Origin of the sequence: Shewanella sp. GutDb-MelDb (assembly GCF_002836075.1) — a bacterium.
In the GTDB taxonomy this organism is placed as follows: Bacteria; Pseudomonadota; Gammaproteobacteria; order Enterobacterales; family Shewanellaceae; genus Shewanella.
In genome coordinates this window covers 1-20205 of record NZ_PJBM01000262.1, presented here as the reverse complement: position 1 = coordinate 20205, position 20205 = coordinate 1, and the positions used below count along the sequence as shown (strand labels likewise).

At 43.8% G+C, this 20205-nt stretch carries 15 protein-coding genes; 6 read left to right on the top strand and 9 right to left on the bottom strand.

Annotation, left to right across the window (positions count from 1 at the left end):
- Positions 1-5: 5 nt before the first annotated feature.
- The 3 genes from dsbC to brnQ all read right to left on the bottom strand — a co-directional run bounded on the left by dsbC (position 6) and on the right by brnQ (position 3315).
- Entirely contained in the window at positions 6-734 is a 729-nt protein-coding gene (gene dsbC / locus CXF82_RS20030; protein WP_101091740.1) for a bifunctional protein-disulfide isomerase/oxidoreductase DsbC, read from the bottom strand.
- Between the two features lie 208 nt (positions 735-942).
- Positions 943-1845, bottom strand: coding sequence for a site-specific tyrosine recombinase XerD (xerD, locus tag CXF82_RS20025; RefSeq protein ID WP_102044823.1), 903 nt, complete (start codon positions 1843-1845; stop codon positions 943-945).
- A 126-nt stretch (positions 1846-1971) separates the two neighbouring features.
- On the bottom strand, positions 1972-3315 hold the full coding sequence (gene brnQ, locus CXF82_RS20020) for a branched-chain amino acid transport system II carrier protein (RefSeq protein ID WP_101091738.1): 1344 nt from the start codon (positions 3313-3315) through the stop codon (positions 1972-1974).
- Between the two features lie 497 nt (positions 3316-3812).
- Here brnQ and CXF82_RS20015 point away from each other — a divergent pair, with 497 nt between their 5' ends.
- The 6 genes from CXF82_RS20015 to CXF82_RS19990 all read left to right on the top strand — a co-directional run bounded on the left by CXF82_RS20015 (position 3813) and on the right by CXF82_RS19990 (position 13678).
- Complete coding sequence (locus tag CXF82_RS20015) at positions 3813-4544, top strand: tRNA1(Val) (adenine(37)-N6)-methyltransferase (RefSeq protein ID WP_102038440.1); 732 nt, start codon at positions 3813-3815, stop codon at positions 4542-4544.
- A gap of 78 nt (positions 4545-4622) precedes the next feature.
- Positions 4623-5849 (top strand): ATP-dependent RNA helicase SrmB, encoded by a 1227-nt coding sequence (gene srmB, locus CXF82_RS20010; protein ID WP_101091736.1) that lies wholly within the window; start codon positions 4623-4625, stop codon positions 5847-5849.
- 256 nt (positions 5850-6105) lie between these two features.
- Positions 6106-7320 carry an efflux RND transporter periplasmic adaptor subunit gene (locus CXF82_RS20005; protein WP_101091735.1) on the top strand — a complete coding sequence of 405 codons (1215 nt, stop codon included), beginning with the start codon at positions 6106-6108 and terminating at the stop codon, positions 7318-7320.
- Entirely contained in the window at positions 7320-10478 is a 3159-nt protein-coding gene (locus tag CXF82_RS20000; RefSeq protein WP_102044822.1) for an efflux RND transporter permease subunit, read from the top strand. The genes CXF82_RS20005 and CXF82_RS20000 overlap by 1 nt, the downstream gene beginning before the upstream one ends.
- Positions 10479-10667: 189 nt before the next feature.
- Positions 10668-11291: a TatD family nuclease-associated radical SAM protein gene (locus CXF82_RS19995; protein ID WP_102038442.1), complete on the top strand. Its 624-nt coding sequence runs from the start codon at positions 10668-10670 to the stop codon at positions 11289-11291.
- A 167-nt stretch (positions 11292-11458) separates the two neighbouring features.
- A complete protein-coding gene (locus tag CXF82_RS19990) occupies positions 11459-13678 on the top strand; it encodes a PAS domain-containing protein (RefSeq protein ID WP_101091732.1) in 2220 nt (739 codons plus the stop codon).
- Between the two features lie 17 nt (positions 13679-13695).
- Here CXF82_RS19990 and CXF82_RS19985 read toward each other — a convergent pair whose 3' ends face one another.
- From CXF82_RS19985 to CXF82_RS19960, 6 genes are all read right to left on the bottom strand, one after another.
- Positions 13696-15150, bottom strand: coding sequence for a hypothetical protein (locus tag CXF82_RS19985; protein WP_101091731.1), 1455 nt, complete (start codon positions 15148-15150; stop codon positions 13696-13698).
- A 146-nt stretch (positions 15151-15296) separates the two neighbouring features.
- Positions 15297-15839 (bottom strand): hypothetical protein, encoded by a 543-nt coding sequence (locus CXF82_RS19980; protein WP_101091730.1) that lies wholly within the window; start codon positions 15837-15839, stop codon positions 15297-15299.
- Positions 15832-16560, bottom strand: coding sequence for a helix-turn-helix domain-containing protein (locus CXF82_RS19975; protein WP_145991707.1), 729 nt, complete (start codon positions 16558-16560; stop codon positions 15832-15834). The genes CXF82_RS19980 and CXF82_RS19975 overlap by 8 nt, the downstream gene beginning before the upstream one ends.
- A gap of 304 nt (positions 16561-16864) precedes the next feature.
- Positions 16865-17605: a DUF481 domain-containing protein gene (locus CXF82_RS19970; RefSeq protein WP_101091728.1), complete on the bottom strand. Its 741-nt coding sequence runs from the start codon at positions 17603-17605 to the stop codon at positions 16865-16867.
- 450 nt (positions 17606-18055) lie between these two features.
- A complete protein-coding gene (fba, locus tag CXF82_RS19965; RefSeq protein ID WP_101091727.1) occupies positions 18056-19120 on the bottom strand; it encodes a class II fructose-bisphosphate aldolase in 1065 nt (354 codons plus the stop codon).
- Positions 19121-19353: 233 nt separating this feature from the next.
- Positions 19354-20205: phosphoglycerate kinase (locus CXF82_RS19960; protein ID WP_102044820.1), on the bottom strand; the 852-nt coding region annotated here is incomplete at its 5' end.

Here is a 20205-nt window from a genome sequence, read left to right as displayed (position 1 = left end):
CAAGATTACTGCGCCGCTTCTAGCGTTCTTAATAGATCTTTAGGTGGCTGGTACCCTGGAACAAGGCTGCCATCTTCAAGGATGATAGCGGGAGTACCATTGATACCAAATGATTGACCCAGGTTATATTGCTCAGCAATTTTCGCATCACACTTTGCATTTAGTACACGCTTACCGGCTTTAGCATCGCTCATCGCTTTTAGCGGATCAGCTGAACACCAAACGGCTTCCATCTCATCAGCATTAGCCGATGGCACGCCAGCACGCGGGAATGCTAAGTATCTAATCGTGATACCAAGATCATTGTATTCATCCATTTGATTATGCAGCTTACGGCAATAACCACAGCTCACATCAGTAAACACAGTCACAACATGCTTTTCATTTTTGGCTTTATAGACCAACATATTCTTTTCGAGTGGCTTCATCATCTCGATACGCGGGCCAGCCATTGCAGCTTCCGTTAGGTTTTTCATGCCTTTGTCTAAATCGTAAAGTGTGCCATGCATCAGCATAGTGCCATCTTTACTGATGTAGAGCACACCGCGGTTGGTTAAGGCTTCATATAACCCAGGAATAGGTGACTCTTTAAACGACATGACATCGACACTTAATGCCTCTGACAACTTCTTTTCTAAAGCGGCGGTATCATCATTTTTGGTGGTAGACCCGGCAAGGGCAGCAGGGGCGATTATCATTGCAATGATCAAAGAAAATGCTCGGGTGAACTTCATTGGATATCCTATTCTACGTAACGGTCAATTTAAGGGTGTAAAGATTAGACCTTGTCTGGGGCTGAAAAGTTACAGTCTCATGCTAGTTAAAGCAAATATTTTGCTGTAACTAAATCATACAGACGTGAAACTTATCAAATTATTGGCAAATCTCTGAGTTAGAAAGTGTCATTATTACGGCTTGATCCTCACCAATAATCTACAACTCTTAAGCTCTAGGGTGATGTTCGCTATGCAAGCTGGCTAAGCGAGCCGTTGCTACGTGAGTATAGATTTGTGTGGTCGATAGATCACTATGACCTAGGAGTAACTGTACCACTCTTAAATCCGCACCATGATTGAGTAAATGAGTGGCAAAGGCATGCCTTAGAGTATGCGGTGAGATAGCCGTGGCGATGTTAGCCCTTAATGCATAAAGCTTAATTCGATGCCAAAACGTTTGCCGTGTCATCTGTTGCGCCCGCTTAGACGGGAACAGCACATCACTTTGTTTACCTTTAAGCAACTCGGTTCTGGCATATTTCAGATAGCTTTCAACCTCTGTGACGGCTAATTCGCCCAAAGGCACTAAGCGCTCTTTGCCCCCTTTACCCACAATGCGCACCAGCCCTTGACGCAGACTAATTTGCTCCATAGTTAATCCAACCAATTCAGACACGCGCAGTCCCGTGGCGTACAAAAGTTCAAGCATCGCTTTGTCACGGCACTCAATTGGATCTTCTTCATTGGGTTCCGATAATAATCGATCGATATCATCTTCACTCAAAGAATCCGGCAGTTTACGCGCTAACTTCGGAGATTCTAGCAGCGCCATCGGATCACTACTTATCTGTTTGTTGATCACCAGATAACCATAAAATCCTCGCAGACTACTCATCATCCGCGCGCTACTACTTTTAGCGAATCCTTTATCAAAACGGACAGCAAGGTAGTCACGCACATCGAGCTGACCGCTGCCAATAAGATCTCCAGCATGAAGCTGAACATAGCGGTCAAAATGGCGCAAATCGGTTCGGTAAGCGTCCAACGTATTGTCACTTAAGCCTTTGGTTGACCACAAGTGGTCAAGGAAAAGATCGATTACGGGATCGGGGATGTAGTCAGCTGGCACCCAAACTCTCTTAGATTATGTTGCGATTAGATAAAAAAACGGCGATGAACTAATAATTCATCGCCGTTATCTTATGATATCAAGCCTGTGTTTGCCATCTCACTCAAGCAGACTACCGTTAATGATTTAGCTTACAGCCACTGCTGCTTGCTCTTTCTTCATCATCAAACAGGCAAATATCGTCATTGCAGTAGGTAATAACCAAGCCATACCTTCAGTATGCAAAGGCATAAAGTTAAACGCACTAACATCAACACCTGCCGCTTTAATACCATCGATAATACCGAAGAAAAGCGCAACGCTAAGCACGATTCGATGAGCCGCTTCAGGTTTAGCAAAACGTTCGGTTAAGAAGGTGACCGCCACTAAAGCAATTGCGACGGGGTAAACCGTCATCAATACTGGGATGCTAATACTAATAAGCTGTGCCAGCCCGACGTTAGCAATCGTCGCGCAAATCACGCTCAAGATAACCACAAAACGGCGGTATGAGATCTTAGGTAATAACTCATTAAAAAATTCGCTACAAGCACTAATCAGTCCAACAGCGGTGGTTAAACAGGCCAATGTCACAACCGTGGACAATAGCACTAAGCCCGTTGTACCAAACTCATGAGTCACATAGTTAGTTAAAATTACCCCGCCATTTTCAGCACCCGCCGCTAAATCGCCCGCGGTAGCGCCCAAATAGAATAAAGCAATATAAACAAACGCTAAGCCACCTGCAGCAATGAGAGCGGCTTTAATTAAGTAGCCCGTCTGCGCTTTAGGATCTGTTATCCCTTTCTTACGCAGAATATCGATAATTAAAATACCAAAGATCAGCGACGCCAAGGTATCCATGGTGTTATAGCCTTCCAATACGCCCTTCGTTAACGGGTGAGTTTGGTACTCACCGACAGCGGCAGCAACCGGACTTCCTGGTAAAAAGATAACCGAGGCCGCTAAACCGACAAGCAACAATATAAGGATAGGCGTTAATACCTTGCCGACATTATCCAGCAGTTTTCCTGGGTACAGTGCAAATACCATGGAAATACTGAAGAACATTAATGTGTAAAGAAGTTGCGCGACGTTTAGGGTAATACCAGCAATCATAAAGGTCGCTTCGGCATTGTCTAAGAAAGGTTTAAAACCAACTTCAAAAGCAACTAAACCGGTTCTTGGCGCGGCGAAAGCAGGGCCTATAATGATAAAAATAGCGACGGCAAGTGCGGTGGCAGCAATGGGAGGTAATAAGCTCATAATTTTACCGTTGGCTTTAGCAACAGCAATCAGCGTAATAAGAGGCAGTCCGACTGCGGTGACAAGAAAGCCAAACATGGCTAAGGTCATATTTTCGCCAGCCAAAAAACCCGCTAACGGAGGGAAGATAAGATTTCCCGCCCCTAAAAAGAACGCGAAGGTCATGAAACCCAACCCTAACGTATCTGCAATACTCATTTGATTATTTTGCACTTTATGCCCCATCTTTATTTTTTATTGTTAACAATTTCATCTCATCACGCCTTTACAGCACCACTTTAGGATGACAACTATTAATGTGTAATATTTGGTTTACACAAGCCAGTGGTAAATACGACCTAAGCTTGGCTACTTTATGAACAACAGCGAAAAAGCGGTCACTGTAATTGCTATAAAACTGGTTTACAGTCCCTAAAAAGAGGCTTTGTCCTCTCTTGGGGGCGCATACTATTATCAGACTCACAACCATTTAACAAGAATCGCGGCCGAATAATTGCCACTCTCGATACAAATAATAACGCCCTGTTAACACTTAATTTTCATCACTTACATTCAACCCATTTATCATCTAAGCAAGAAACATCCACCAGTTCGCCTATCAAATGCTTAAAAACGAGTAAACACAGGCCCTCGCCGTGGACTAAAACAGCAATGTCTATCTTGATTGTGCTTAGGATGATTTAGCGTACAATTCTGTCACTGACCCGCATTTTGTAACTTACATGCCTTTTAGCTTTAAACAGTTTCATATCGACGACAGCCGCTGCGGCATGCCTGTCAGCACCGATGGGGTTCTTCTCGGCGCATGGGCACCATTAACGAATGCCAAAACCATATTGGATATCGGTACTGGAAGCGGTTTGCTGAGTTTAATGGCTGCTCAACGCAGCCAAGCGCAAATAACCGCTATCGAGCTGGATCTAAGCGCAGCGCTCGATTGCCAGCACAACTTCAATCACAGCCCTTGGGCCGAAAGGTTAACCCTGCTAACAAGTTCCATTCAACAGTACTGCACTGAGGCGATAGAACTGCGTTTTGATCACATCATTTGCAACCCCCCCTATTTTGACAATGGCCCACAATCGAGTAGCCAGCTAAGAGCCACAGCGCGTCACACTGACAGTCTGAGTTTTGATGAACTGTTAAGGGCGATCAGCTCTTTGCTCTGTCCAATAACAGGCCAAGCGAGCCTTATCTTGCCAACCACTGAAGCCACTCAACTACTCAACCGACTCCATAAATACCCGCTAGCCCTTAGACACTCGGTGACCGTCGCCAGTGTTGAAGGCAAGCTACCCAATAGACAGTTGTTGCTCCTAGTCGTATCAAATGACACAAATACGCTAATTGATCAGGAGGTTAATTCAATCTCAACCTTAGCGATTCGTCAGAGAAATGGTCAGTACACCGATGAGTTTGTTCAATTCACAAAAAGTTTTTATTTAAAGCTGTAGCGATCGGCGATCTAATCGTTTCAAGTCGCTCGTGAAACCTTTATAATGTGCGGCTATTATTTATTGAGATGCCAACGCATGCTATTTGAAGATCTCCAGCTTGACCCTCGTTTGTTAGAGTCACTAAAAGCAATGGGCCACAACAAGCCCACTACGATACAACAACAAACAATTCCAGTTGCCATGGAGCAAAGAGATATTCTTGCTCGTGCGCCAACAGGAACAGGGAAAACAGCGAGCTTCCTATTACCTGCTATGCAGCACCTGCTCGACTTTCCACGTCGATTCGGTGGCCAAGCTCGCGTATTAATTCTGACTCCAACACGAGAGCTTGCCAGTCAAATTCATCGCTATGCATCTCATTTAGGCACTGGCTTAAACTTCGATACCTGCATCATTACCGGCGGCGTTCCTTACGCGGCTCAGGAAGATGCATTAAAAGGCAATGTCGACATTTTAGTCGCCACACCAGGCCGCTTAATGGAATACCTTGATAAAGGGTTATTCAATGCCGAAGAGGTTGAAGTTTTAATTATCGATGAAGCCGACCGTATGCTGGATATGGGCTTCTCTGCCGCAGTGGAAACACTCGCTATCGAGTCTGTTGGCCGTAAACAAACCATGTTGTTCTCTGCCACGCTTGAAGGTAGCGACGTAGGTCGTTTCTCACATCAGTTATTAAACAACCCTGCCAAGGTTGAAGCAGAAGCTCCTCGCAGCGAAAAAGCCAAGATCCACCAATGGGTCCATATCGCTGACGATAAAGCCCATAAATTTGCGATGTTATGCGCTATTCTGAAACAAGAAGAAGTGCAGCGCACTATCGTGTTTGTTAAAACACGTGAATCGGTTGCCAGTCTTGAAGGCTTATTACAGAAACAAGGCATCACCTGCAGCTTTATGCGCGGTGATATGGAGCAAAAAGCACGTTTTCAAGCCTTAGGACGTTTCACTAAAGGTGAAGTTAACGTACTACTTGCCACTGATGTCGCTGCACGTGGTATTGATGTAGATGACATCACCCATGTCATCAACTTTGATATGCCACGTTCAGCAGACACCTATGTTCACCGTATTGGTCGTACTGGCCGTGCTGGCGCAAAAGGAACGGCGATATCACTCGTTGAAGCCCATGACGTTCGTATTGTTGGCAAGATTGAACGCTATATTGATCAGCCATTAAAGCGTCGTTTTGTGAAAGATCTTCGCCCTAATAACAAAGAGGCTAAGCCTCCAGGGAAGAAGAAAGTACAAGACACTGGCAAGACTTATAGTAAGAAAAACAAGAAGAAGAAAAAGAAGTAAACCTCGCTTACTTACTCTTTTAAAAGGATCACTTAATGTGATCCTTTTCTGTTTCTAGCCGAAAAAATCTCACCCAACAACCTCCCCCAAAAATCTTAATGTCCATTATTTATGCATTAGCGCCTTAAAAAACCACACATGTTAGGGTTAACGCCATAAATTGAAACATTTTATATACAAAAAACAATATCGTGTTCGCGCTGAGTCTGGTAATTTACGTCAAAGGAAAGGTATTACATGGAAAAGCGAAATTATAATGATAAAAAAAGTAATCAGAAGGGCTTCCCCACTATTTATTCTTGTTTTCTTTATTGTGGCTGCGCAAGTACTTATCAGCACTAAAGAAGCACCTGAACAAAAAGCAGATGAAGCGCCCATCCCAATTGTTGATGTTATGGAAGTTCAACAACAAACAGTGTCGCTCAATCTGCCCTCTTACGGTATCGTCAGTCCTAAATATAAAACCCAATTGGTCACTGAAGTTCAGGGCCGAATGCTTAACATATCCAACAAATTCGTTGCCGGTGGTGTCGTTAAAAAAGGCGAAGAACTCGCCGTTATTGAGCCTTCAGATTATGAAGCCGACCTAATGCAAGCTCAAGCTTCTGTAGCACAGGCCAAGGCAGCACTTGAAGAGGAACGCGCAAAGGGCGAAGTGGCTAAAAATGACTGGAAAGGATACGACGGCGGCATTCCCCCTGAATTAGGCCTGCGTCTGCCGCAGTTAAAGCAAGAGCAAGCCAATGTTAAGTTTCAACAAGCCGCACTCGCTAGAGCAGAGCGAAACCTTGAGCGTACCGTTATTCGCGCGCCTTTTGATGGCATCATCAAGGCGCGAAATGTGGACCTTGGGCAGTATGTCACCTTAGGCACTAACTTAGGCGAACTTTACGACACTCAAATAGCAGAGATCCGCTTACCACTTTCAAATAATGATTTAGCCTATTTAGAATCAGTCGAAAACCCCGATACAGAAGTCACTTTAAGTGCCGATCTTGCGGGTAAGATTGTGACTTGGACAGGCAAGATTATTCGCAGCGAAGGCGTTATCGACGCAGAAAACCGCATGGTTTATTTGGTCGCTGAAGTGAAAGATCCCTACCTTAGAGGCACTAGAGTTGATGGTCAACTGCCACTCAAATACGGCAGTTTTGTCAGCGCCGTCATTAAAGGTCGCACTGTTGAAGGTATAGTGAAGTTGCCACGTTATCTGGTACGTCATGGAACCGTTACCCTCATTAAAAAAGATAACAGCGTTGAGATCAGAGCCGTCAACGTCGTCCGCACCGATCTAGAAAATGTCTACATCAAAGATAGCTTAGCCAGCGGAGAGCGCATTTCAGTAACTAACCTGACCAATGTTGAAGATGGCCAATTAGTCAAAGTCTTAGGCGAAGAGAACAGCTCGATTTTAGAGGGTTCTGATGAGCCGGCACCTCAAGAAAAACTCGCTAGTAAAGGTGAACAATAATGGCTGCTGAAAAAGGGATGATCGCTTGGTTCGCTAGAAACAATGTCGCATCCAATCTATTAATGTGGGTCTTGTTGATAGGCGGTCTATTTAGCACGGTTATTATTAATAAAGAGATTTTCCCGACCTTTGAGCTTAACTACCTCAACATCTCAGTCGCCTACCCAGGCGCAGCACCACAAGAAATCGAGGAAGGCATTAATATCAAGATCGAGGAAGCGATCCAAGATATTAACGGCATAAAGAAAGTCACATCGGTTGCCAGCGAAGGGGTGGGGTCAGTTACCATTGAAGTGGAAGATAGCTACGATCCACAAGATATCCTCGATGAAGCCAAGCTACGAATTGACGCTATATCCACCTTCCCCGTCAACATTGAAAAGCCCAACATTACCCGTCTTAAACCTGAGAACAATGTCATTTGGATCTCGGTCTATGGTGACCAATCTCTTAGAGAGATGAAAGAGCTGGCCAAGACCATTCGTGATGAAGTCGCTGCACTGCCCGCGATAACGCGAGCCCAGGTGACTGGCGTACGTGAATACGAAATTGCGATTGAATTATCGGAAGATAAACTGCGAGAGTACGGACTCACCTTCTCTCAAGTAGCACAAGCAGTACAGAACTCATCAATCGATCTGCCTGGCGGTTCAATTCGCGCTAAAGATGGCGATATTTTACTGCGTACAAAAGGACAAGCTTACACAGGTGACGATTTCGCTCAAATTGTGGTGAGTAGTCGTCCCGACGGCAGCCGCGTAATGCTGCCACAAGTGGCGACTATCAACGACGGTTTTGAAGAGAGACTCGAATACACTCGCTTCAATGGTCAGCCCGCGGCAATTATTGAAATATTGAGCGTTGATAATCAAAACGCGTTAGATATCTCTGCACAGGTAAAAGAATACATTGAGCAGAAACGCGAGTTCTTACCGACCGGCGCTAAACTCGATACTTGGGGTGACTTAACCCACTACCTAAAAGGTCGATTGAACATGATGCTGTCAAACATGTTTTATGGTGCCTTATTAGTGTTTGTTATTCTGGCGCTATTTTTGGAAATTAAGCTGGCGTTCTGGGTAATGGTAGGTCTACCGGTTTGTTTCTTGGGCGCCATGTTGGTCATGCCATTAGAGCCATTCTCACTGTCGATTAACTTATTAACACTATTTGCCTTTATTCTAGTGCTAGGGATCGTGGTGGACGATGCCATTGTCATTGGCGAAAGTGCCTATAGTGAAATAGAGCGATACGGGCATTCACTTGATAATGTGGTTAGAGGTGCCAAGAAAGTCGCGATGCCTGCGACATTCGGTGTACTCACCACCATCGCGGCCTTTGTGCCAATGTTGATGGTGTCGGGTCCACAGGGGATCATCTGGAAATCTATCGGCATGGTGGTTATCCTCTGTTTAATGTTCTCGCTATTGGAATCGAAACTGATTTTACCCGCACATTTAGCCCATATGAAACCACCCAAGCCACGTGATCAATTGGGCAGGTTAGGCCGTTTTAAAGCGGGTTTAAATGACAAGGTGCAGTACTTTATCCATAACAATTATCGCTCATTTTTAGAGCGCTGCATTGTAAATCGATATAACACCGTCGCCATCTTTACCGGTGTACTCATCCTGTCTATCGCACTGGTGGTTAGTGGTCAGGTACGTTGGGTGTTCTTCCCCAGTATTCCGTCAGACTTTATCCAAGTTCAGCTGCAAATGGATGAAGGTAGCTCAGAAGAAAATACCCTGCAAGTGGTTCAAGAAGTAGAGGAAGCACTCTACCGCATGAACGATGATATGGAAGGTGAACTCGGCTACCCGGTAGTAAAACACAGCTTTATTAATATGAGTTCTCGTACTTCTGCATTTATTTTTGCCGAGCTCACCAAGGGCGAAGAGCGCACTGTTGATGGCGAAACCATCGCTTCAGCTTGGCGTGAACAACTGCCTGAACTGCTTGCCGTTAAGAAACTCAATATTAATGCCAGCACCAATGACACTGGTGGCGATATTGCCTTTAGACTCACCTCAAGTAATCTTGAGCAATTGTCGCTTGCCTCTGCAGAACTGAAACAAAAGCTGCGAAGCTACGAAGGTGTTTACGACATTGCCGACAACTTCTCCTCTGGTAGCCAAGAGATCAAACTAAAGATCAAACCAGAAGCGGAAGCGCTTGGACTGACGCTGTCAGATCTAGCTCGCCAAGTTAGATACGGTTTCTACGGTTATGAAGCGCAGCGGATCTTGCGTAACAAAGAAGAAGTTAAAGTGATGGTGCGCTACCCACTTGAACAACGCCGCACAGTGGGTCATCTCGAGAATATGCTGATCCGTACACCAACCGGTGCAGCGGTGCCTTTTGGAACTGTTGCCCAAATTGAGCTAGGTGATTCGTACTCCTCCATTACTCGAGTGGATAGCAGAAGAGCGATAACGATTACCGCCAATGCTGATACCAACAAAGTGGAACCCTCCAAGGTTGTGTCAGAAATTCAAGAGGATTTCTTGCCGATACTGGCAAAAAAATATCCGAATATCTCGACTGCACTCGATGGTGGTAGCGCCGATGAACAAAGTGCACTTGTTAGCTTGATGCAAGGATTCTTCTTTGCGCTATTTACTATCTATGCACTCATGGCCATTCCGCTAAAGTCATATAGCCAACCTCTTATCATCATGTCGGTGATTCCGTTTGGTATGATTGGCGCGCTATTTGGTCACTTTATCCTCGGTCTAAACATGAGTATTTTGAGCTTGTGTGGCATTGTTGCTCTTGCGGGAGTGGTGGTGAACGATTCATTGATTTTGGTCGATTTCGTTAACCGTGCGCGCGCAGAAGGCCATTCGATAGTGCAATCAGCTGTCGACTCTGGTTGTTACCGATTCAGGGCAATTATCTTAACCTCACTGACAACATTTGTCGGCTTAGTGCCTATTTTGTTAGAGAAGAGCTTACAGGCTCAAATCGTTATCCCGATGGCCGCCTCTCTTGCATTTGGTATTTTGTTCTCAACCGTAGTGACGCTAATTTTGGTGCCTTTACTGTACATAATCCTTGATGATATCAAACGCACTTCTAGTAGATTCTATCAGTGGTGGTGGCAACCAAAAGCTGACGCTGACGCTGACCAGTCACCAGAGCAGGTATCAAACTAGAGACACTTTATTATTGTACTGAATAAAAGGAGGCCAATGGCCTCCTTTTTTACACCTCCAACATTAGCGACCACTAAATATGTATCAATCGATGTTCAGTGGAGAAAAATAGAAATACTCGATCCAGCAAACAGAATAAGTACAGTGCATTCGCTAAGCTGAATCCCCTTTTGCTAGCGACCCAAAATAATGACAACGACTGCACCGACACAAACTGAAGCCACCCTTGTTTATGATATCCGTACAAGTCGCTATTTGAACATTACCGGCAGATGCACTTTACGTTGCCAATTCTGTCCAAAACATAATGGCAGCAAACAGGTACACCAATATCAACTAGGGCTCGATCGTCAACCTAGTGCTGAAGAAGTGATTGCACTGCTTGGCGATACCTCTAAATTCGATGAATATGTTTTTTGCGGATACGGAGAGCCAACGCTTAATTTGCCAACATTATTAAACGTAGCGAAAGAGATAAAAGCACGAGGAGGCAAGGTAAGAGTCAACACGGATGGATTAGGCAATCTATTCCACAAGCGCAACATTCTACCTGAGCTAGCAGAATGTATTGATAGCCTGTCAATATCGCTTAATGCCGATACCGCCGCCAGCTACCAAGCGCATTGCCAACCTAAATTGAAAGGCGCTTATCCCGCGGTACTCGAATTTATAGAACAAGCCCCACGTTATATTGCCGACGTACAGGTTTCAGCCATTAACGGATTAGCCGGCGTCGACATTGATGCCTGTCGAGAATTAGTCGAAGCAGCAGGCGCTACGTTTAAGCAAAGGGAGTTAGACGTCGTAGGTTAAAGGCACATTTAACGACTCAGCGACTATTCTATCGAGTCCGTTAAACATAACTTCAGCCTCAGCCTAGAGCAGAGGCAAAGTAACGGTGCACCAAGGCTGAATTAATTACATATATAGCCGAATTGGTATAACATGGCGTTTATAATAACCATCAGAATTAGCGATTGATGTTAACCCGAAAATTACCTCTACTTATCAATGCTCAAGGGATCCAGTGGTCCCAACAACGAATTTTGGCAGCGGCAAGTCAAATCGGCATATTAATAATATCGGTTATTATTTTTACAAATATTATCATCACTTTAGGTGAGAGACGTTTACAAGAAGACTGGGCGACACAACGCTACAGCGAGCTACAAGCTGTTGGTACTCTGATTGCTGACAAAGTCTCTTTCCAGCAATTTAGAACACAGATGTTTGCCACCTCAGAACTATTAAATCGTTACATGAAACTCCCGAGTGAGCCAAACCTAGCCAAGTTACAAGATAATTGGCACATCATTGTTGATAACATCCCTGAACTGCTCGGTATTGCGTTATATGACCCACAAGGTCAACTCAAATTTGCCACCGATGAAGAGTTTGGCCATCACGCACTGCCACCGTCTTTACTGGGAAATTCGCGTAATATGGGCGGCAACGAGATCTACACCTCCCCGCTCGAATTTAGCCCAGTTAATGGCAAATTAGAGCCCTATTTGTATCAGCTTGCTTGGCTGGAGAATCCAGACCAAACCGTTAGAGGTTATTTGGTCGCCTATAACTCAATGTCACGCATGTTGCAAAATATTAAGCCTGCTTATTCCAGTCAACAAGCACCGTTAATGATGCTCGACACACAAGGTTTGCTCTACTCCGGTGTGATCGAATCACCCACTATTGGTCGACTACCTGAAACGATGGGCGGCAGCCTTAAGCAATCTTACCCTGCACTTTGGCGAAAGATAGCCGCAAGTAATTTCGGCCAATTCCACGGTGACGATGCCACATTTGTTTACCTTAAAGTCGAGTTGACCACTCAGTATGAGACTCGCCGTGAATACTTTTTGCTGTCCTACGTTAAAAACGATGACATTGCAGCCAAGTTTGAACAGTGGCGTAATATCCTCATGGGGGGCGCAACCCTATTCACCTTGTTAGCCTGTTTTGTCATTTACCTAACCCATGCCTATCGTATGGTTCATCGCTCTCGTGACTTCTGTATTGATCTCGCCAATCGACTATTTAACACCGATTCTGGTTACATCATTGTCAATGATGCGGGTCGAGTGCTCAGTGCCAACCCTATGGCCGCTAAGTTACTCTCTCTTCAAATAGATGAACTGTCTGACCGTAGCTTACAACGCATATTACACATGGACGATGATCAATTTCATGCCCTGTCAGAACAGTTAATAGCTAACCATGAGTGGCAAGGCGAGCTTGATAGCGATGCTTCAGAGTGCGCTAGATTGTCAGTAAGACTTCGACTTGAAATTGATATGAATAACGGTCAAAACTACACCTTGGTCACTTTTGAAGATGTCGGGGAGCTAAAACATAGCCAAGAGGAAGCAAAGTTAAATCAATTGCTCAATGATAATCCAATAGCCACGGTTCTCTCAGATGCTAAAGGTGTCATCATTAAATCTAATCAGGCATTTAATACGCTGATGCAGGTTAAAGATAGCCGTAAGCTACAAATTACCGATCTGCTCAATGAGGAGTTTAAACAAAAGTGGCCGCAAATATCACAGCAATTGATGATTAAAGGCACTTGGCAAGGTCAGATATTCTCATCAAACAATCGTGCTAATGACGCCTGCATGTTGGCAACATTGAAGAGCCATTTAGACAGTTCAAACGATATTGAATATATTGTCTGTACCTTTGAGCGGGCTAAATCACGACTCCATGCTAATGACCCAAAAAGTTTAGTGCCACATCGCAGTACCATATTTAGCGATCGCCGTGATCTTGAACGTTACTTTAATGATATGAGCCAAGCGAAAAAAGACTTCTCAAGTCTTATGTTGCTCGATATTGCCGCCGAAGGCATGCTCAGCCACATGAGTGATAGTGGCCAACTAGAAAGTCGGCAAAAAGAGGTCGAAATACAGTTATTAAGGGAGCTACCAAACCGATACCAAATGTCTCGCTGGCAGCTTGGTAAGCTCATTATCATGTTACCCGATACAGATTCAGACCAAGCGCATTACTTTGCGATTGATACCCTTGCCAAGCTCAAAGACAATGGGCTAGGAGAAGGTATCTGCATCGGGATAGCTGCCTACCAAGGTGGGCAGGAGCTCGAACAGTTCTTGAGTAATGCGGAAGTCGCCCTTAAACGGGCCAAACAAACTGATGAGCAAAATATCTGCCAAGCATTTACCCGTCAGATGTTTTAAGCGGCTAAATGGATCCTTTAGCTGGGGTGAGTCTCAGCATGTTCGGCTGCAGCATCGGGTGCTAGCAGCTCATCCTCATACGGTGCTTCATCCATATTTCTCATCCCAGAAGGAAGGTCACTTTCTGTGATTTCAATAATGGTAGAGCGATTCATGGTTATCTTATAACGTGCATACTGAGGTTCATCACGCCCCTCTTTTAACACAAGAATAAGGTTAACTTGATATCGCCGCTCCACAGATTCATTACTAATCTTACCCTCATGTTCCTTATAGATTTTTGCTTTACCACGTTCCAAATTTCGAGCAAAGGGCACTAAGCTAAAGTTGACCTGTTCTTGGATCCTTGAGTACCCCGCTAAAAAACCTTTAGCCGATACTCGAGTATGAATACCGTAATGCAAAATCTCTGCATCCACTTTATTTTGACTATGGCGCCTTTTTAAGATCTCGGAAACCTTAATTGGCAGCTCGTTTTTTCGCATAAAGTCGAGCCACATTAGTTGCTTAGCAATAGGTAACTTACTAGTGGTATCTTGCAGTAAACGACTCCAGCGAGGACGGCCGCGCTGTATTAAGCGCCACAATGCATTACGAATGTCGTCTTTAAAGATCTCTCTGAAACCATAAATCACTGCAAGAGTGAGCACTAAGGCAATGGTTAAACCACTAAATACACCTTGGGCTTTTATAATCAATGTTGAAACCACCAACATAACCATCGCCGTCGCAATACCCGTAGTCATCTTTTTAAGGCCTACCCCTAACGGTTTAAGCTCCTCTTTTAGCACCACCCCTTGTTGTATTAACCGACGTAGTAGGTGCATTTTATTAGCGATACGATTGGGATCTTTTATGGTCTTAGAGGAGTTATATTTATGGGCGTCTCGGTATTGTGATTCCGCTCGACACAAGGCCACGACACTTTCCGTTATCTCGTTAAAATCACTGCTTCTAGGCGCATGAGCCAGTAATTTCAATAACCGTTGTTCACACAACCACGACAAATAATTATCGGCATTTTCGAAATAAGACTTCCACTTTTCATCACTGGGTTCATTTCGCCTAAAACGCTTGAGTAGATGAATAACCTGCTCACTTAACTCTTCAAGCGAGACGTAAAACTGCTCTAAATCTTCAACTTGAGAAAGTTCTTTACTGTCCGTTTCAATGGCAACTGCAAATTGATAAGCAAATAAATTGAGGTAAAGTCTGAACTCCTCTACCGTGCGCTTTTTTTGACTCACAAAACGACTTTGCACTAGCGGCAGGTGTAACCCAGATGAGTAATATGAACGTCGGCCAGTAATAGAAGAATGATAGTAGTCATCTTCATTCAAGCTTTGGGAGTTAATTCCCATCTCTTTAGGCAGGAAAAAATACAGATCTAAACGACGGTTGTCGCCGACTTCCATCTGGTGCAGAAATTTAATTGATAGTGATTCTTCTTGCTTAACTCTAACTTTAGCCACAAATATCCTTTAAATGCATTTCAAAACAAATACATCGGACTGATAATTATAGTCTAATACGTATCGGGAAAGTTAAACTCAGTTAGATTTTTTAAAAGAAAAATCATAACAATGAATAAAACTTCACCATTAAAGTTCATGCCAAATTACTGTATTTCACATGCCCAAAGCGCATTACGTTCACTGATTTGAATAATGACAGAACCCTGAGATTTATCCATCTCTAACACTTTAATGTAGAACGGCTGCCCATTACGTTCATCACCATCATTGATAGATTTTTTGACGATATCAATTGTTTCCCCCATATAATCACTTATCTTTTCTAGAAATTTATCATGTTTTAAATCAGCATCTTGCAGTCTTATTTCATAAGTTAAAATGGGGGCTGAAATGTGTACAAGCTCACCATAGGATGTCATTTCAGCTTGTTCACTACCATGATGAGTGTAGACAATGTGGAACTCAATTTGTTGACCCACTCGATGAACATCAAACTTTAAACCACCCGATAAGAACATCGATTGCTTGGCATCATAAACATCTGAATGACAGACCAAACTAATATCTTCATTGGGCTCAACCAAATAGTCCAATGCCATACACAGCCCCAGAATAAAGATCAAGGTGACCAGTATTGGCGTTGAACTAAAACCTATAAATAACGCTTTGGTTAGACTTCTATTCACAAAAACCTGCCGTTTTTAGCCAAGAGTCGTTGATAAAATCCCAGTTTCCTTCGATGTTCAATACTTTAAAGTTCCTAAACGCCTCGCCTTTATCGACGTTATCTTGCATCACGAAATTAAGCATGTTCCCAGTTGGGGATGAGGCTACATAGATTTGATGCCAGCTCACCTTGTTACAACGCTCTATTTTCATTGCGATATTTTTAAACCGTGCTTCAAAGGTGAATAGCGCTTCATTTGATGAGTAGATCGGTACTAACACTGACTTTTTGTCATCGAGTAATAGTTTCTCAGGTAGGGAAAAGCGGATACAGGGCGTCGTTTCAAAATGCGTTGCTAAGAACACCACGAGCATGACACCAAGCAGCAAAAGCATAGAGAATTGTTTAATCGGCAGTGCTTCATAGGGGCTATTCTGCATCTGCACTTTCGCTTTGGTATGCAGTAGATAACCTTGATTAGTGACAACCTCAATTATCGAGGCGGTATCACTGCCTAAAAATGCTTTTATGTGCGTTATCGCCAGTGCGATGTCTTGCATCGTCACAACCAGCGGGAGTAAATTGAAACACAAAGATTCAGTCGATACGACTTGACCTCTAGATGACATCAAATCACGCATCACTAGAAATTCAATATTCGATAAAGGGTGCGTTTGAGCAGTCTCAGTGTTCACCAACTGCTTTAACTCAATATCAAATCTGACTGGACCTATAAACACATTAACCACTCTGACAATTTCAATGGTTGTCAGTTTACTGTTTATCGGCCTTTACGTCCGTGATCAATCAGTGCTAGGAGAGTGTCAATTACACTTTCGTGAACTCCACCACACTAAGTTTATTTAACAATCACAATCACTTAATACAAGCTGTAACTTTTGTTGCGTGAAGGTGTGCCACGATACAAGCAAGCACAAACAACCTATGCATTGTAAACACAAAAAAGTACATTATAAAAAAAGACACCTATGGAATAGGTGTCTTTTAACAGATAAATCTCAAACGTTATTTACTGCGTTATCACTAGAAAGCGTATAACAATGTCATGTTTGTTTCGGTATCTGTGCTTTTCTTATCGTCTAACGGCTCGCTGTTATATCGAACAATAACCGCAAATTTCATTGCTAATGCGCCAATAACGTTCGCTGTAATCGCTGTTTCTGAACGTCCTTCTAAGCTATCGCCATAATCAGCAATAAATTGCTGACTAAACTTAGAGGTTTCACTAATATCGTAGCTAAAGTTCATTGCACCGTGTGCCACTACGCTATCTTCATTATCGTAACCCAGTAAGGCCGACTGCTCGTCATCAAGCTGCTTATAAATGTAACCAGGACCGACTTCAGCACTAAGGTACATATTGCCACTGTCGATAAATTTATGACCGTAACCAGTAGAAGCAATGGCTTTGAAATCATAACCCGTAAAAGGGTCAACTTCATAATTACCGGTGATATACATATAGTTCTTTTCATCGAACTTATAATCACCTTGAACGCCAGCGTAATAACGTTTAGCCGTCACTTCACTGGTATCTTCTTTATAAAGGCCTTCAAATAGGTATTGGTTTTCCCAATTACCAAGCTCTTGCATCAACTTTAAACGCGCTTTTACTGATGAAGTATCAGTATTACCCGTTGTTAACGTCGCGCCTAATTCAGCTTCACCAGCGAAGGTCTTATCGCCTTCTACAAAGTCAGCCCCAGCATGTGCAGCAAAAGGAGCCGCCATGACGACAGCCATTGCCGTTAGTAATGTTTTCATTTTGTAACCACTCCGTTCACTCAATACCCTAAAATTCGCCGCGATATTAACATTTAGCGCTGTAAATTGAAAACCTACCGCATCATTATCTAACTGTTTTATCACTCAATCTAGATTGCTAGAATCTGCACTCAGCGATTTTAAAAATCAAACACTGAAATATTCTTATATTTATCCAAACAACTTAGGGACTGTATTATTGCTGACAGCCACAAACCGTTTTAACCCCAGAACAGATAAATTAGCCATGTGAAACACCAATTTATCAGTCCTCATCTGCTGACAATACCGAATTATCGGCTGAGTTTCAGCTCAATAAGTATTGATGCTAAAGAAGTTCAAATTGGGCTGTGACAATGGCAGATATCACCTCTTTTTAATAAAAAAATACCTGCACTAGGCAGGTATTTTTATCTAAGACGCTTATTTAAGCGCCATTAGCAGTAATGCTTACTTAATCTGCGGATCAAGTTCGCCAGACTGATAAGCTTTATACATCGCTTGCAGCGACTTAGGCTTGATCTTAGAGCCCATACCAGCACAACCAAAGGCTTCGTAACGAGTAGTACAGATGTCTGCCATTGCTTCCATAGACGCCTTCAAGAATTTACGTGGATCAAATTCTGTTGGGTTTTCAGCAAGGAACTTACGTACTGCGCCCGTTGATGCTAGACGCAAATCAGTATCGATATTAACTTTACGTACGCCGTGCTTGATACCTTCAACGATCTCTTCTAGCGGTACGCCGTAAGTTTCAGGAATAGCACCACCATACTGGTTAATAATTTCTAACCATTCTTGTGGCACTGAAGATGAACCGTGCATCACTAGGTGAGTATTGGGAATACGTGCATGGATCTCTTTGATACGGTCAATACGTAGCACGTCACCGGTAGGTTTACGGCTAAACTTGTATGCACCATGGCTAGTACCAATCGCGATAGCGAGTGCATCTACGTGAGTGTCAGCAACAAAACGAGCCGCTTCTTCAGGTGTCGTTAGCATTTGATCCATGCTTAAGATACCCACAGCGCCAATACCATCTTCTTCGCCAGCTTCACCGGTTTCTAAGCTACCTAGACAACCGATTTCACCTTCAACAGAAACACCACATGCGTGTGCAAATGCCACGGTACGGCGAGTCACGTCAACGTTGTAATCGTAAGATGCAGGTGTTTTACCATCCGCCATCAAAGAACCGTCCATCATTACTGATGACATGCCCAATTGGATTGAACGCTGACAAATATCAGGATCGGTACCATGATCTTGGTGAATACAGACAGGGATATCTGGGTACTGCTCAAGTGCTGCAGCCATTAGATATTTAAGGAACTGCGGACGAGCATACTTACGTGCTCCCGCTGACGCCTGAACAATAACAGGGCTGTCTGTCGCTTCAGCTGCTTGCATGATTGCACGCATCTGTTCTAAGTTGTTAACATTAAACGCAGGTACGCCATATCCATGCTCTGCTGCGTGATCTAACATTTGACGTAGGGAAATTAAAGCCATTTTTTACTCCAATAATAGGGTGATTTGACTCACCGAGGTCGCTATCGTTTGGATTGATTTTTATGCGATTAAGTCATCAGCATTCTTGCTTTAAACTCAACTGCGGTTACTGGTATTTATTATAGTTTTTATATTGCTGATTTTGATGACAGCATTACTGGCGGCTAGTTTACTCTCGACTAAAATCGATTAAAACCCCTACCAGTAACCCATCTAACAAAAACTGTGTTTTCTTACTTACCACGGCTCTCTAGCATTGCCACAGCAGGAAGTTCTTTGCCTTCTAAAAACTCAAGGAAAGCACCGCCACCGGTTGAGATATAAGACACTTTATCTGCGATACCATACTTATCAACGGCCGCTAAAGTATCGCCACCACCGGCGATAGAGAAGGCATTAGATTCAGCAATCGCTTGAGCGATACGCTTAGTGCCTTCACCGAATTGGTCAAATTCAAACACGCCCACCGGGCCATTCCAAACAACCGTGCCCGCATTTTTGATAATTTCAGCTAACGCCGCTGCGCTATCTGGACCAATATCAAAAATCATATCGGTATCTAGCACTTCGCTAACATCTTTAAGTGTCGCTGTTGCTGTCGGGCTGAACTCACTTGCAACGACCACATCAGTCGGCACTGGAATGTCACCGCCACGGCTTTGGGCGTTAGCCACTAAGCGCTTAGCTTCATCAATCAAGTTAGCTTCGTATAGGGACTTACCCACTTTATGACCGGCTGCAGCAACGAAAGTATTAGCAATACCGCCACCCACAACGAGCTGATCAACTTTAGTTGATAAGCTTTCTAGTACCGTCAGCTTAGTTGACACCTTTGAACCACCCACAATCGCCACCATTGGGCGCGCTGGGTTATCAAGTGCTTTGCCTAAGGCAGTAAGCTCACCCGCGAGTAAAGGGCCAGCACATGCAATGGGAGCATGTAAACCAACACCGTGAGTCGATGCTTGTGCTCTATGCGCGGTGCCAAAAGCATCCATAACGTATACATCACAAAGGGCCGCCATTTTCTTAGCTAATGCTTCGTCGTTTTTCTTCTCGCCAACGTTGAAACGAACGTTTTCAAA

What these genes read in the sequence shown, in the direction of transcription:
- dsbC (WP_101091740.1), bottom strand. Translation starts at nt 734, where the DNA reads ATGAAGTTCACCCGAGCATTTTCTTTGATCATTGCAATGATAATCGCC.
- brnQ (WP_101091738.1), bottom strand. Translation starts at nt 3,315, where the DNA reads ATGGGGCATAAAGTGCAAAATAATCAAATGAGTATTGCAGATACGTTA.
- CXF82_RS20015 (WP_102038440.1), top strand. Translation starts at nt 3,813, where the DNA reads ATGCCTTTTAGCTTTAAACAGTTTCATATCGACGACAGCCGCTGCGGC.
- srmB (WP_101091736.1), top strand. Translation starts at nt 4,623, where the DNA reads ATGCTATTTGAAGATCTCCAGCTTGACCCTCGTTTGTTAGAGTCACTA.
- CXF82_RS20005 (WP_101091735.1), top strand. Translation starts at nt 6,106, where the DNA reads ATGATAAAAAAAGTAATCAGAAGGGCTTCCCCACTATTTATTCTTGTT.
- CXF82_RS20000 (WP_102044822.1), top strand. Translation starts at nt 7,320, where the DNA reads ATGGCTGCTGAAAAAGGGATGATCGCTTGGTTCGCTAGAAACAATGTC.
- CXF82_RS19995 (WP_102038442.1), top strand. Translation starts at nt 10,668, where the DNA reads ATGACAACGACTGCACCGACACAAACTGAAGCCACCCTTGTTTATGAT.
- CXF82_RS19990 (WP_101091732.1), top strand. Translation starts at nt 11,459, where the DNA reads ATGTTAACCCGAAAATTACCTCTACTTATCAATGCTCAAGGGATCCAG.
- CXF82_RS19970 (WP_101091728.1), bottom strand. Translation starts at nt 17,605, where the DNA reads ATGAAAACATTACTAACGGCAATGGCTGTCGTCATGGCGGCTCCTTTT.
- fba (WP_101091727.1), bottom strand. Translation starts at nt 19,120, where the DNA reads ATGGCTTTAATTTCCCTACGTCAAATGTTAGATCACGCAGCAGAGCAT.